Raw genomic sequence first — 14359 nt, forward strand, 5'->3', positions numbered from 1 at the left:
TGCTTGAAGTACATCCGGCAGTAAAACATGAAGTTTTGTAACATTAAACGTAATTCTTACTAGTAAAGCTGGAATTAGACACACCTTGTAAGAAACGAAAACAGTTATGAACCCTGAAACATTACAGCAGTTAAAAGACGAAGTTCAACAGAAACTGCTTGAAAGCGTTAATAATGCTAGCTTATACAGCGTGCTTGAAAAGTATGGGGTACCAGATGCTAGAGCTTTGACAGTTCAGTGGCAGTTCAATATTGACCCAAATAAAATCAAATCTGGTGATGCAGTTGATGAGCAGGAAATTTTGGTAGTGCAAGACTCATGGTGTGTCCCTTGCCCAACTGGAAACCCTCTTGGCTGTAACTGCTAAATAATTTAGTCTTCGCACTGCAAAGAGTTTATTCTAGTAAGTATAAAAATGCTGAACTTTGCATTTACTAGTTAGGTAACAAAGATAATCCCAAGTATCACCATACCTAATTAGCAAGGAGCAGTATTTCAATATACTTTTATTTTTTGGGTGCAAGTTTGTCATGTCTCGATACCGAAGTAGTTGGTACTGGGAGTTAGGGATAGTGAGTACATTAGCAATTGCTGGAGTACTTACTTTCTTTGAGAGTTTTGTCTTAGCCCAAATACAAAAAGATGGCACACTTGAATCTGAAAGTTCAATCATTACACCAAAACTAATCGATGGTCAGCTTATAGACCAGATTGATGGTGGGGCAGTTCGTGGTACAAACTTATTCCACAGCTTTGAACAATTTTCTGTCTCTGCGGAAAGGACAGCCTACTTTAACAATGCAATAGATATTCAGAACATTATCAGTCGGGTGACAGGTAACTCGATTTCTAAGATAGATGGGATTCTGAAAGCGAACGGCACGGCGAACCTGTTTCTGATTAATCCTAACGGCATTATTTTTGGGCCCAATGCTTCTTTAAATATTGGCGGTTCATTTGTGGCAAGTACGGCGAGTAGCTTGAACTTTGCTGATGGTACAAAGTTTAGTGCTACATCTCCTCAAGCTAAACCTCTACTGACATTAAGTGTTCCCATTGGCTTACAATTTGGAGCAACTGCGGCTCCCATCCGCAATCAATCTCAAGCAAGTCCAGATGGCACAGTTGATATCTTTGGACAAGGCGTTGGTCTACAGGTGCAGCGAGGCAAAACCTTGGCACTTATAGGCGGTGATATCACGCTAGAGGGCGGAAATATAACGGCAAGGGCAGGAAAGGTTGAATTAGGAAGCGTTGCTGGCAATAGTCTGGTCAGTTTAAGTCCAACCAACCAAGGTTGGGTTTTGGGATATGAAGGTGTTCAAAATTTCCAAAATATCGAAATAATCCAGTTAAATAAAATTCCATCGATTGTAGATACTCATGGAAATGGTAGCGGCAATATCCACCTGCAAGGGGGGCTTGTGCGAGTAGCTGCCAGTTTCCTAATTCTAGTTAATCCCTTTGGAGTGCAATCAGGAGGGAATTTGACAGTGAACGCCTCAGATTCTGTAGTAATTGAAAAAGATTCGCAACTGTTTACTCAGAGTTTCTCCAACGCAAACTCTGGAAACATAAATGTCAATACTAAGAAGTTGGTGGTCAAAAGTGGAGCCCAATTGCAGGGGCAATTGACCATAAACGCTTCAGATTCCGTGGAACTAATTAGCGGCACTAACATCCCTCTCTTTCAAGATGGTAGTGATTTAATATCCAGTGGATTATTTAGTGCAACTTCTGGCGATAAAAACGCTGGCAACATCATAATTAATACTGGAAGGTTGCGTATCGAAGGAGGAGCAAGAATATCAACAAGTTCTGAGGGTATATACAGGTTTATTACTAACCAACTTACACCAGCTACAGGTAATGCAGGAAACTTGACGGTGAACGCTTCCGAGTCGGTAGAATTAATTGGAACTTCACCAAATGGTTCTAAGCTCAGTAGCTTGTTTTCTGGGACTCAAGGGCCTGGAGATGGCGGAAACTTGACCCTAACTACAGGGCAATTGATTATCAAGGATGGGGCTGCAATAAATGTGAGCAGCCAAGCTCGAAAAAATGTAATCTATATCGGAGATCCAAATAATCTAGGAAAAGCAGGCGATTTAAATATAATCGCTCGCTCCATACTTCTCGACAACAAAGGAAAACTCATATCTAATAGTGAGTCAGGTAAAGGTGGGAATATTACCCTACAGGTGCAGAACTTATTATTGATGCGCCGCGAAAGTCAAATCACCACTAACGCAGGTACAACAGGACTGGGTGGAGATGGCGGTAATATCATCATCAATGCACCTAATGGCTTCATTGTCGCTACTCCCTTGGGAAATAACGATATCACTGCCAATGCCTTCTCTGACTCTGGTGGTAAAATCACAATCACCGCTAAGAACATTTTTGGATTTGTACCCCGCACTCGTGCAGATGTAGAAAAACTCGATCGAGAAGAAATCAACCCGAATAACCTGCGAACAAGTGACATCACGGCGTTTTCTCAGCAAAACCCTTCATTAAATGGCACGGTACGAATCAACTCACCAGATGTTGACCCTAGTCAAGGATTAGTGGAGTTGCCTGTAAATTTGGTTGATGCTTCCCAACAAATTGTTGCTGGTTGTAATTCTGGTGGAAAAATAGCCAAAAGTTCATTTATTACAACTGGGCGTGGAGGAATAGCGCCCAATCCCACGGAGCCATTGATAGCTGATGATGCGGTGCTAGCAGATTGGATCGCACTCTCTCCAGACAGTCCGAATCATGCTGAGGGTATCCAGAAGAGAGTGGTTGTTGACAAGCAGAGAAACACAGAAGAAAATTCACAGAAGGTTAATTCTGTCAATGAACCTACTCAAATTGTGGAAGCTCAAGGATGGGTAGTGGATGCCAATGGGAACGTGGTTTTGGTTGCTCAAGTACCCACTGCGTCGCCTCATAATTCTTCACTCATGGCTACATCTTGCGCTGGTAATTAGAATTTGAGATTCTCGTAAATTTTGTTGGTGCGTTGGCCTAACCCATCGTAGACATCACTAATTCACTATGATCTTCATACAAGCGATCGCTCTCTACTCAAATCAGGTGTGGTGCGATCGCTCTTTCTACTCAAGGTGCGCTCGCTTTTTCGCAATGACCCTTATGTAAGCAAGCGATGGCTTCTCCTACTCAACTCAGGTGTCAGTGCGATCGCGTAGGGTCTCGTAGAGAAGGTATGGCTTCTTTGTCAGGTTGGTAGCCAGATTCATGAAGATTTTAAGGAAATCCGGTAGAAATATATGAAGTTTTATTACGTAATGCGTAATTATAACTAGCCAAGCTGAAGTAATAATTATGGGAGTTTGCAAGAGCTTTAGAGACCGAATGCTTTGGTGCCACTCTAGACTCTGTATCCTTAATTTCTTCGTCGCCAAACTGTACTAATCGAAGTCACGTTAATTTAGTACATCAAAAGATAAGTTTACACATCTACCAGTCTGCAAGGAGAGTAACAATTATGAATTCTCAAAACACACAACAGCTAACAGATGAGATTCAAAAGGAAACTAGTCAGAGCTTGAATAACTCTGAATCTGTTGGTGTAAGTGCAAATGATGGTATATCAGGAGATAATCATCATGACTTGCACAGCAACATAGACCTTAATAAAACTGAATTTAATGATGGTAGTGCAGAGAAAGAGCTTCATAATTTTCCCCAAGGAATTCCACCTAAGAATAAAAATCTAGAAAGTTGCGTTTTGACTGATGACGGTATGATATGTCATTAAAGTTTAGCCTTAACAGTATTCTCAAATTAATTGGTATCATTTCAATTTTCTGAGAGTAAAGATAATAACATTGCCAACTTAATTTCTCGTCTTAATTTAGTTGAGAGTAAAGTTAATAATGTCATTTCTAATTGCGTGAAATACAGCTTTTTTACAAGGGGCACAACAATGTTATGCCCCTATAATATAGTGTTTGCAAATGATAAACACTATAAGGTTTGGTAAAGAAAAGAGCGAAAGGCAGATTACGGATTCCATTCTGATGTAATCTAATTATCGCACTCACGTTAATACAGATTTAGCGTCACTATTGTTAAGCAATTAATGCTTTTTTAGAGCGGTATAATATCAAGTATGAGTAATCTGTGGGTCTGCTTTAAAAGTCTAGGATTTGCAGTATGTGGTGCAATAGTTTTCTGCGAAAACTCCGCTATTGCTCAAATTACCCAGGATGGTACTCTACCTACTAATTCTCAGGTTACACCACAGGGTAATATCACAATTATTGAAGGTGGAACCAGAGCAGAAAACAATCTTTTCCACAGTTTTGAGCAATTTTCTGTACCTACAGGGATTACGGCTCACTTTCAAAATCCAACAGATATTCAAAATATTATTAGCCGAGTAACAGGTAAGTCTATTTCTAATATTGATGGCATCCTGAAAGCAGACGGCACTGCTAACCTATTTCTAATTAATCCCAACGGGATTATTTTTGGTAACAATGCTTCTTTACAAATTAACGGTTCATTTGTGGCGAGTACCGCAAGTAGTTTGAACTTTGCCGATGGTACAAAGTTGAGTGCCACAGATCCTCGAACCACACCCCTGCTAACAGTAAGTGTACCCAAAGTGTACCCACTGGTTTACAATTCGGAGCTACTGCGGCTCCCATCCGCAATCAATCCCAAGCAAGACCAAATGGTAGCACAACTGTTAGACCTGGTGGCTTACAAGTACAGTCAGGCAAAACCTTGGCACTTGTAGGCGGTGATATAACTCTGGAGGGCGGAAATTTAACCGCAACATCTGGACGAATTGAGCTAGGAAGTGTCGCTGCCAACAGTCTGGTTAGTCTGAAACCAACGATTCAAGGTTGGGTTTTTGGATATGAAGGTGTCCAGAATTTCCAAAATATTCAACTAATCACGCGAACTGTTAATGGTTCTGAGATTCCATCTCAGGTAAGAGCTAATAACACAGATGGTAGTGGAGGTAATATCGAAGTGCATGGTAACACAGTGGAAATAATAGGTTACCCTGTAATACTGACAACTCAGACTACTGGTATCGGAAATGCCGGAGACTTAACGATTACCACTAGGAAATTAATTGTGCGGGATGGCGCACAAGTTTTCACTTCTACCAGAGGCGGGGGTCAAGGAGGAAAGTTAACTGTGAACGCCTCTGAGTCTGTGGAAGTAAATGGTAGCTTTCCCATACCAAATAGTGATTTTGTTCAATCTGGTGCATTGTATAGTTCAACCGGCGGTAGTGGAAAGGCGGGTGACCTTATCATCAATACTGGAAAGTTGCGTATTATGAGCGGCGGACGGATATCAACGGAATCTACTGCATCATTACGAAATTCACAATTGATACCAGGTACAGGAGCAGGAGGCAATTTGACTGTAAACGCCTCTGAGTCTGTTGAACTAATTGGAAGATCAACAAGCAATTTAAATGTTACTAGCGGCTTGTTTGCTTCAACTAACACTTCTGGAGATGCCGGAAAAGTGACAATTACTACAGGAAAATTGATCATCCAGAATGGGGCTAATGTCACTGTAAGCAGTCAATTTGGCCAGGATTATATTTACCCAGGAGATGCATATATACTAGGTTCAGCAGGGGATCTAAATGTAACTGCTGGCTCCATACTTCTAGATAATGAGGGAAAACTCACATCTAATAGTGAGTCAGGCAAAGGCGGAAATATTACCCTACAGATGCGCGACTTATTACTAATGCGCCGCAACAGCCAAATATCCACTAATGCAGGAAATAATGGAGATGGTGGTAAAATCACCATCTATGCACCAAAGGGCTTCCTTGTCGCCACTCCCTTCGGAAATAACGATATCACGGCCAACGCCAACTTCGGCTCTGGTGGTAAAATCACAATCACCACCAAGAACATCTTTGGTTTTGTGCCCCGCACCCGTGCAGACCTAGAGAGGCTTTTGAACCCTAAAGAGCCACTAGACCCAAGTAGGCTGCCAACAAGTGACATCACCGCGTTTTCTCAGCAAAACCCTTCATTAAATGGCACTGTGCAAATCAACTCACCAGATGCTGACCCCAGTAAAGGATTAGTGGAACTACCCGTAAATCTGGTTGATGCTTCTGAGCAAATTGCTGCTGGTTGTAATTCTGGTGCAAAAATAGGAAGGAGTTCCTTTATTGCTACTGGGCGTGGAGGACTAGTAGCCGATCCCACGCAGGCATTGATAGCTGATGATGCGGTGCTGGCAGATTGGATCACACTCTCTCCAGAGAGTAAAAATCGTGCTGCTGGTATTCAAAAAAGAGCGGTTCTTCAGGCGCAGCAAAACACAGAAGAAAAATCACAGAAAGTTAATTCTGTCAATGAACCTACTCAAATTGTAGAAGCCCAAGGCTGGGTAATGGATGCTAATGGTAATGTAGTTTTGGTTGCTCAAGTACCCACTGCGTCGCCCCATAACTCGTCACTCACGGCTACATCTTGCGCTGCTCGTTAGACTTTGAGATAAGTTAAACAACCTCTGAATTAACGTTTAATTTCCATAACTTGGCAGTAATTACGATCGCAATTACTGCCCAGAAGTTCGCCTATTGTCTATATTCCTAACTCGTCTCCTGAATTTGCAAACGAACAGTGTGTTCAGTTGCACCACTAAGTTGCAATTCCATAATTTCACCACCCAGAGGTTCTAAGCAAGTGAGGAGCGATCGCAAGTTGGGTGTACTTGCACCAGTATCTACATACAATCTATCTGCCAAATTGCCGATTCGTTTCCACGTCATGTAGAGTTTAGCGATCGTTTGTTCAATCTGCGATGCTTGATTGACCAAATCAGCAGCAATGCTCAAACAGCCGACTCTTTGCGCTTCTTCTAAGGCTGTTTCAATATCAACATTTTCCTGCGTCAGCGCTTGGACTTGAGCCGCCCCTTTGAGATATTTGGCCAAGTTACGTGCTTCACTTGTTACCTGTTTCAGGGTATCCACATCAGGATTGGCAGCAATTTCTTTCTGGATAAACTTTTGGTGCGATTCTGGCAGTTTTTCCATTTCCTTCACCAATGGGGCAATGTAGCGCGGCGGAAGGGTGTTATCTGCAGCTTTTTCTCTGACTGATTCCGGTAATAAATCCGAAGACATAGCTGTCCATTCATCGCTGAGTTGACGTACTTCGCGCCTGGTGATGCGATCGCCTTTTTGGGCGGCTTCACTCACCATCTGTTGCACTTCTGGCGATGCTTTGGAGGTTTCAACAAATGCCCGTTTACTGAAGTTATTCACAGAACCGGGGTCGAGTTTACCGTCTTCAATGAGAGTATCGGCACTATTGGCCAGCTGAATCCACGCATAAGCTTGACTTTTGCTGATTTCCCGCTCTTTTAGCCATCGCAGAAAGCCAGTACCGCGCCCATCACCACCCACTTTCTCTCTGTCGCGGATCGCCCGTAAAATTCGCCCCCGCCAGATTTCAGTCTGCAAATCAAAGCGATCGCATACCTGCCAAGCTATTTCGAGTTGCTGTTGAAAATCTGATTCTAGAATCTGTTCATCTTCTGGATCGGGCAGTTCAAAGCTGATATCTGCTGGCTGTAGTAAAGCAGCAGCAAGGTCGTTGATGGAGTCGGTGTCTTGCACGATTGATGATAACTAGTGGATGCGATCGGCTTATTATGCCACAATCTGTGGACTATCACTTAAGGGGGAGTACGGTATTTTGAATTACTACACATATAGTAGGAAGGGGTAAACCACCCCAGTAAGGTCTTTAATTAATCAGAGAGAATAAAAATAAAACGATGAACCAGGTAGACTACCTCCGCATTAGTTTAATCGATCGCTGTAATTTTCGTTGTCAATACTGTATGCCAGAGGGAGTAGAACTGGATTATATTCTCAAGCAACAGCTATTAACTAATGAGGAGTTGCTCACCTTAATTAGAGAGGTATTTATTCCAGTAGGCTTTAATCGGTTTCGTTTGACTGGGGGTGAACCCTTATTGCGTCCACGTGTGGTGGATTTGGTAAGTGCGATCGCAACTTTACCTCAAACTCAAGACCTCTCTATGACCACCAACGGGTTTTTGCTGGCTCCGATGGCACAAAACCTCTACAATGCTGGTCTAAGACGAATTAATATCAGTCTAGACTCTCTTGATGCTGACACTTTTGATCAAATTATCGGTAATCAAGGGCGTTCTCGTTGGCAACAAGTTTGGCATGGCATTCAAGCTGCCCATAGCGTTGGATTCGACCCACTGAAGCTGAATGTGGTGGTGATTCCTGGTGTTAATGACCACGAAATTTTAGATTTAGCTGCCCTAACAATTGATAAACAGTGGCACGTTCGATTTATTGAATTTATGCCTATTGGTAATGTAGATTTGTTTGGCGATCGCGGTTGGGTATCTTCAGCCGAGTTACGGCAACAAATCCGCGATCGCTGGGGCTTGACAGAATCTCAAGTTCGTGGTGCTGGCCCTGCTGATGTCTTTAAAATTCCTGGTGCGAAGGGGACACTAGGATTTATTAGTCAGATGTCAGAATGTTTTTGCGATCGTTGTAACCGGATGCGCCTGAGTGCTGATGGCTGGCTGCGTCCGTGTTTATTGAATGAAACTGGTCAAATAGATTTAAAAACTGCTCTGCGTTCTGGCACTAGCACCGCTCAATTACAAGAGCAGGTGAGGCATTTGCTCCGAATGAAGCCAGAAATTAACTTTAAAGGGCGCGATTCTGGGATTGTCGGTACATATACTCGCACTATGTCACAAATTGGCGGATAGCCATTGGTCATTTGTCCTTTGCAAATAACTAGGGACAAATGACTGAGAAAAAATGACTATTACGCTTGTCGTGAGTAGTATTCCACCACAAGTAGTTCATTAACTTGTAGTGCCACCCATTCGCGCTCAATAACACTGTTGACTTTACCAACCAACTTATTTTTGTCAAACTCCAAATGACTGGGGAGGTTAGCCAAACCGGGATATTGCAAGTTAGCTTCCACTAACTTCCGTGATTGTGCCCGATCTCTGACTGCAATTACTTCTCCAGGACGGCATTGGTAGCTGGCAATATTCACCACACGACCATTAACAGTTACGTGACCGTGATTTACCAGTTGACGAGCGGCTGGGATAGTCGGGGCTATACCCAAGCGGAAAACGGTATTATCTAAGCGCATTTCTAACAATTGCAGCAGCACTTGTCCGGTAGAACCAGTAACACGTCTGGCTTTCCGCACATAGCGGAGCAATTGTTTTTCAGTCAAACCGTAGTTGAAGCGGAGCTTTTGCTTTTCTTCTAAACGGATGGCATACTCAGAGCGTTTCTTACGGTTCTGACCATGCTGACCAGGTGGGTAAGCGCGTCTGGCGCTTTTACGAGTCAATCCTGGTAGGTCGCCTAAGCGACGGACAATTCTGAGGCGTGGCCCTCTATATCGGGACATGAGTTTCCTTAATCTAATCCTGTTTAAACTTTACCCAAACATTCTATGTTGACATACCACTGATTAAAAATCAGGGGATTCTTGGTTTTTGAAGCTGCTTGCCTTGGTATGACGTATCCTACCAGAGTAGAGGCTTCAACTTTTGTAGCCAGTTGCTTTAAGTCGGTAGAGCCGACATACTAGCTTCCAAGCCTGAATTCCGACCTGTCACGCCGTACTTCTGCCAATAAGTTTTTTGTTTTTATTTAGTTTCGTAGGCTACTCAATCATCAGATTGGTGTACGCAGTATTCTTACTCTGAAATACTTTTTACGTTGCCTACTTATCTTTCAAACAGTTATATTAACACAATTTCCGGCATAATTAATTATGTCTAAACTTTGCTCACGCTGAAATTATTGAATTACAGAGGATTTTTAAAATATTTGAGTTAGCATAACTTTGGGTGTTTGGAGAATGGCAATGTCAATGAGCAATAAAGCGGTTAATAGAGGTAAGAACAAACAAGCCAGTTCCACCTCCAGAAGTTTAATAGTACCAGTTTTGGCTATAGCTGGATGGTTGACAACGATCTTACCCAATCCAGCGATCGCTGCTTCCTACAGCAATGATTATAGTAACTGTGCAGGCCGTCTCCTAAAAGTGGGCGTAACCGCAGAAGCGGCATCACAAGCTTGTGCAGCTGCACTGCGTCCAACTGATTTGGCTGCTTGCGTGGTTAAAATTGATAAGGAAACCCAAATTGCTGCGACAGATGCACTTTCTTCTTGTGGGAAGGCCCGGCGACCTGAAGAGTTAGCTACCTGTGTAGTCGGTGTCAGTTTAAGTACTAAGGAAGAAGCTAATCCGGCAGTTTTAAATTACTGTGGACGTAGTTTGTTACCCGTGCGCTTTGGGCAGTGTGTGGTTGGCTTGCGTAGTCAAATCGATGTTCCTCCTGCTCAAGTCTTAGATACTTGTATTAGTGCTGATGATAGTGTTATCGGTGCTTCATCTTCAACACCAACCATCATTCCCGCAGGATCAGGTATCGAGACTGTTCCATTTCCAACGCAACAGACTGTTCCAGCACAACCGACTGTTCCAACGCAACCGGCTATTCCAACGCAACCGACTGTTCCAACGCAACCCGGCGCTAATTAAATATAGTGCTTTGTAATTGCTGAGAATATAGGTTAATTAGTAAGGTGGGCATTAAAACGCCCACTTTATTAGTCTGTCAAGTTTAAATTCATGGGTAAGCAAGTTCGTAGACAATACTGCTCACTTTGTGCATTTTGAACTCGGAATTGGGTTTGGGGTAAAAGTTTTTTCTTTCCCCTTTACCTCGCGCCTTATCCCCAGAGAAGACCCCACCTTCCCCTTATCCCAAAACCCGACAAGTATTGAGTTCGTAGAGGATTTACACAAAAAATAGTACAAACCTATATTTTCTGGTAGAGGCATGTAAACCCAAAGTTTAGTCTACGAGTTCTCTAAAATAGTACCCATAGGGTATTGTCCCTACTGCGTGTAGTTTTGAGTAAGTCCTATTGGAGTCAAAACTAGCTTGACTTAAGCGACAATATCTATATAATAAAATCCGTCATAATTGCTTTACGCTTGCAAATTATGCAAACTAAATACTTACAATACAAAAGTCACAAGCAGTTTTGTGACTTTTATACTATTGGTACAGTATGACAATGTAAATAAACCAATCATCCCCCTACTTTTAAGTAAGGGACAAAAGCGGTGAAAAGCTTAGAAAGTAAGCTTTTTGAGTTTTGCGTAGTGCTACTAGTCTTCTTTTTCACCAAAAACCGTCTGTAAGACGACTGCAATACCACCGTCTTGATGATATTTATCTGCCCAAGCACGGATAATTTCATCCAATTCTTCCATAGCTTGCTCCATTTTTTCTGGGAGAATATCAAGTTCTTCTAATAAGCGCATGGCATTTCGTCGCCGTTCTGCCCAATTTTTCATCATGCGGAAGTACCGAGCGGTATCTTCTACCATGATGTAAGTGCGTTCTTGATCGTCTGCTGGGGCGTAAAAAGGACGAGTAAGTGCGTAGAAGGGCATTCCCCAAGGAGAATCTATGCGTGTTACTGTGCCTGAGTAGAGTAAACGACGCTTGATATGCTCACCCAAAGCTTCACTCAAAGGCATTTGGTGTTCAGTTGGCAAGTCTTCTTGCGATCGCCTGTGCAAAAACTCAATCAAATCCAGAAACTCAAAAGAGCTAACTAACTGGGCATCTGGTAAGTTACTTGGCAGTTTTTGCTCAATTTGTCTTTTTTCTTCACTTGTCAGACTTGTACCAGGTACGCGCGATCGCCCCGGTTGCCAAGGATACTTTTCTAGCCAGACGTAAGGCAATTGAATCAAATAGCGAGGTTCTTGAGAACCCAACATTTTTAACAGTTTGCCTTCTGTTAGCGCCTGTCTGACTTCTTCTACAATAATTTTTACTCGTTTCGGCTCTAAGTGGTGCAGATGCCCTGTCATTCGCAGGTTTTGTCCCTGCTCTAGATAGGTCATGTAAATTGCACACTTTGCTGCTGTTGCGGCTGCGTCTAAAAATGCCCCATGCCTGTGCCCACTCGTCCGCATGGCACTAAAAGCCAGATAAAGCATGATCTGATCCATCGCACTGGGGTCAAGACGTTTGATCAGATCTATGTCGTTACTCATATTACAGACAATTGAATAGCACGTTTACAGAGTTTTTAATCGATTGAGAATAAGGTAGTATACACCTGGCTGAAGGCGATTTTTCACTTCAGATTATATTAGTATGCGATAACCATGAAATCGGCGGTAGTCCAAACTACCATTTTCGCATATTTTTCTAGTACACAGGCAGATTTAGTTGTTGTTACCATAACTGTTTCTGCATCTGACTGGAAAATTACAGATATCACTAAGTCCAGCTTGACAGCGGTTGACTTCCCAAAAGTTAACTGTGTTGCAAATAATCTACAAAGCTTTTAACTTCTCTGGGATTATTCTCATCTTTCAAGAGCAACAAGATCAAACTGCTTATACCTAATTATGGCACTATGCCGACTCGGAGTAAAAACTAGTTTGCGCGGTTCATCTGGGGTATTTGTTACTCGAAAAAGATGGTTTATATTCAGCTTTGGTGAATTATTTGTAGTACACAGGTGGCTGGAGATCGTTGGGAGTAATCTCAAAAGCAACCGCTTACCAGGTGTAGCAACATTCAGAGGTTGAGCCAAACGGCTCGTTGGGAACTATCATTTCGTTCACAACCTCCTGTGATGTCTCGGCAGTATAAGCCGTTGGCTTGAGGGAAGATAGTAGACATCAAGTAGATCAATTAATTCCAATTTTGAAGTACCTATTGTTCTTTCAAATATCGCTTTTTATCATACCATTGTTTTTTGATATTGGAATAAAATTATGCATTTTAAAGTTTATAAATTATGAGTATTTAAATATTTTATATTCTGACTAAATCAAGGTTTGATGATATTTGTCTTTTGACTCTTAAATCTAAGTCTGATTGATCTTTTTGTGTTGATGATTTGACACAGAAAGCTGCGATTAATTCAGACTGAATCGCATAGCCATGAGGCTTTTTTGCTCGTGTTAATCAACGAAAAATTAGTTAATAAGCATATATATAATAAAACATATTGGATTCCTCTGACGATTATTTAGAAATTGTTTTTCAATGGAATTATATTTTTTTCATGAAAGAATTTCAAATTTCCATGATTTAACTAATTCATTGGCTACTTGAAAGTAGATTTTGATGTCCTGTTTTATAAACTTGAGAGACTGTAAGTGCGTAGATAGTTGTTACTAAAAAAAGACAAGAATCCGCACAAGACTACGATATCAGCCTTTTTCTCTAAGTATCTAGGCGATCGCAGACTAAGTTGACGAGGACACAAAGGCATTAATAAAGATATCATCTCGTCAACCTCAAAAACATACAAACGAGGCATTTTGAATTCTGCCTTACTCGCAGGGCTTTTAGTAGGATCAAGGGACTAGCTGTTTTACGGGCGCGATCGCTCCATGTATTCATGTACCTTAAAAAACGGGTTACTCTCAACCCTTCTACTACTTTTTCATCTTCTAGTTCCAAAATATGCTGCAATGGTCTTCACTCCTTGCAAATTTCCTGTTTGAGCAAGTACTTGCGCTCAATTGCTTGAGTCAGTACTACTCGTACTGCTTATATATACGTGTTTTCCCTATCTGTATCAGGCTAAATTGCTAAAAATATATTACAAGTCAAGTTATTTTGATTACTCTTCGCTCAACTAGAGTGGTTCTCAATTGCATGAATACATACCTAATCCCCGGATTCGTGGGTTGGGTTGAGTGTAAGCGTTACCCAACAAAGCCTTGATAATGTTGGGTTTCGTTCCTCAACCCAACCCACTACTTTTCGGTTAAACCCAATAATCTCTCTTTTGGTCTGGGGAAAGGTTACTGGGCTTTGGGGAAAGGGAAATTCAAACCCTTTCTTTTCCCCTTTCTCCCAAAACCCGAAAAGTATTGCAACCCAACCTACCGGTCTGTCTCATTAAATTTGAGAGATAAGAGAACGAACCGCGATTGCGCAGGGTTTTGCAGAGAAGTAAGAAGGAAAGAAGAGAAATTGAAGAATTTATCTACTCGTCAAAATTAATGACATGAGCTACTACGCTAGTTTTAGCTTTTAGCCCAATACGGTTCATTTAAGGGCTACTGGCAAAAATTTTGGGGTTTTGAGACGCGATAAATCGCCGTCTCTACAAGTGTTTTGCTTTTATCTGAACTGCATTGGTTTTTAGCCTTAACCCAAGCGTATTGTATTAAGTATTATCTGCACCTATCCGGCAGTCCGAAATTATCCGTGAAAACTTAAGATCCCCGAATTCTTTTAGAATTCGGGGATCTTGGGCAGA

General features: G+C 41.9%; 11 protein-coding genes. 7 read left to right on the forward strand and 4 right to left on the reverse strand.

Features of this window, described 5'->3' with window-relative positions:
- Positions 1 to 106 precede the first annotated feature (106 nt).
- The 5 genes from NPUN_RS08705 to NPUN_RS08720 all read left to right on the forward strand — a co-directional run bounded on the left by NPUN_RS08705 (position 107) and on the right by NPUN_RS08720 (position 6492).
- On the forward strand, positions 107 to 367 hold the full coding sequence (locus NPUN_RS08705) for a hypothetical protein (protein WP_012408402.1): 261 nt from the start codon (positions 107 to 109) through the stop codon (positions 365 to 367).
- A gap of 163 nt (positions 368 to 530) precedes the next feature.
- A complete protein-coding gene (locus NPUN_RS08710; protein WP_012408403.1) occupies positions 531 to 2978 on the forward strand; it encodes a two-partner secretion domain-containing protein in 2448 nt (815 codons plus the stop codon).
- Positions 2979 to 3496: 518 nt separating this feature from the next.
- Positions 3497 to 3769: a hypothetical protein gene (locus NPUN_RS08715; RefSeq protein ID WP_012408404.1), complete on the forward strand. Its 273-nt coding sequence runs from the start codon at positions 3497 to 3499 to the stop codon at positions 3767 to 3769.
- A 354-nt stretch (positions 3770 to 4123) separates the two neighbouring features.
- Positions 4124 to 4756 (forward strand): filamentous hemagglutinin N-terminal domain-containing protein, encoded by a 633-nt coding sequence (locus NPUN_RS44475; RefSeq protein WP_336884932.1) that lies wholly within the window; start codon positions 4124 to 4126, stop codon positions 4754 to 4756.
- The gene (locus NPUN_RS08720) at positions 4663 to 6492 is read left to right on the forward strand and encodes an S-layer family protein (RefSeq protein ID WP_336884947.1); all 1830 of its coding nucleotides are present in this window, start codon (positions 4663 to 4665) and stop codon (positions 6490 to 6492) included. The genes NPUN_RS44475 and NPUN_RS08720 overlap by 94 nt, the downstream gene beginning before the upstream one ends.
- 106 nt (positions 6493 to 6598) lie before the next feature.
- Here NPUN_RS08720 and NPUN_RS08725 read toward each other — a convergent pair whose 3' ends face one another.
- On the reverse strand, positions 6599 to 7630 hold the full coding sequence (locus tag NPUN_RS08725; protein ID WP_012408405.1) for a hypothetical protein: 1032 nt from the start codon (positions 7628 to 7630) through the stop codon (positions 6599 to 6601).
- Between the two features lie 161 nt (positions 7631 to 7791).
- Here NPUN_RS08725 and moaA point away from each other — a divergent pair, with 161 nt between their 5' ends.
- Entirely contained in the window at positions 7792 to 8778 is a 987-nt protein-coding gene (gene moaA / locus NPUN_RS08730) for a GTP 3',8-cyclase MoaA (protein ID WP_012408406.1), read from the forward strand.
- A 59-nt stretch (positions 8779 to 8837) separates the two neighbouring features.
- Here the strand turns inward: moaA and rpsD are convergent, their stop codons facing one another.
- Positions 8838 to 9446 carry a 30S ribosomal protein S4 gene (rpsD, locus tag NPUN_RS08735; protein WP_012408407.1) on the reverse strand — a complete coding sequence of 203 codons (609 nt, stop codon included), beginning with the start codon at positions 9444 to 9446 and terminating at the stop codon, positions 8838 to 8840.
- Between the two features lie 456 nt (positions 9447 to 9902).
- Between rpsD and NPUN_RS08740 the strand changes: the two genes are divergently transcribed.
- The gene (locus NPUN_RS08740; RefSeq protein WP_012408408.1) at positions 9903 to 10589 is read left to right on the forward strand and encodes a hypothetical protein; all 687 of its coding nucleotides are present in this window, start codon (positions 9903 to 9905) and stop codon (positions 10587 to 10589) included.
- A gap of 636 nt (positions 10590 to 11225) precedes the next feature.
- On the opposite strand, the gene hetR is transcribed toward NPUN_RS08740, so the two are convergent.
- Positions 11226 to 12125 carry a heterocyst differentiation master regulator HetR gene (gene hetR, locus NPUN_RS08745; RefSeq protein ID WP_012408409.1) on the reverse strand — a complete coding sequence of 300 codons (900 nt, stop codon included), beginning with the start codon at positions 12123 to 12125 and terminating at the stop codon, positions 11226 to 11228.
- A gap of 1097 nt (positions 12126 to 13222) precedes the next feature.
- Positions 13223 to 13408 (reverse strand): hypothetical protein, encoded by a 186-nt coding sequence (locus tag NPUN_RS40485; protein WP_148220271.1) that lies wholly within the window; start codon positions 13406 to 13408, stop codon positions 13223 to 13225.
- Between the last annotated feature and the right edge of the window lie 951 nt (positions 13409 to 14359).

The organism is Nostoc punctiforme PCC 73102 (assembly GCF_000020025.1).
Lineage (GTDB): Bacteria > Cyanobacteriota > Cyanobacteriia > Cyanobacteriales > Nostocaceae > Nostoc > Nostoc punctiforme.

Bases quoted from the DNA above. Each gene is read 5' to 3' on its own strand.
- NPUN_RS08705 (WP_012408402.1), top strand. From the start codon at position 107: ATGAACCCTGAAACATTACAGCAGTTAAAAGACGAAGTTCAACAGAAA.
- NPUN_RS08710 (WP_012408403.1), top strand. From the start codon at position 531: ATGTCTCGATACCGAAGTAGTTGGTACTGGGAGTTAGGGATAGTGAGT.
- NPUN_RS08715 (WP_012408404.1), top strand. From the start codon at position 3,497: ATGAATTCTCAAAACACACAACAGCTAACAGATGAGATTCAAAAGGAA.
- NPUN_RS44475 (WP_336884932.1), top strand. From the start codon at position 4,124: ATGAGTAATCTGTGGGTCTGCTTTAAAAGTCTAGGATTTGCAGTATGT.
- moaA (WP_012408406.1), top strand. From the start codon at position 7,792: ATGAACCAGGTAGACTACCTCCGCATTAGTTTAATCGATCGCTGTAAT.
- rpsD (WP_012408407.1), bottom strand. From the start codon at position 9,446: ATGTCCCGATATAGAGGGCCACGCCTCAGAATTGTCCGTCGCTTAGGC.
- NPUN_RS08740 (WP_012408408.1), top strand. From the start codon at position 9,903: ATGGCAATGTCAATGAGCAATAAAGCGGTTAATAGAGGTAAGAACAAA.
- hetR (WP_012408409.1), bottom strand. From the start codon at position 12,125: ATGAGTAACGACATAGATCTGATCAAACGTCTTGACCCCAGTGCGATG.
- NPUN_RS40485 (WP_148220271.1), bottom strand. From the start codon at position 13,408: ATGCCTCGTTTGTATGTTTTTGAGGTTGACGAGATGATATCTTTATTA.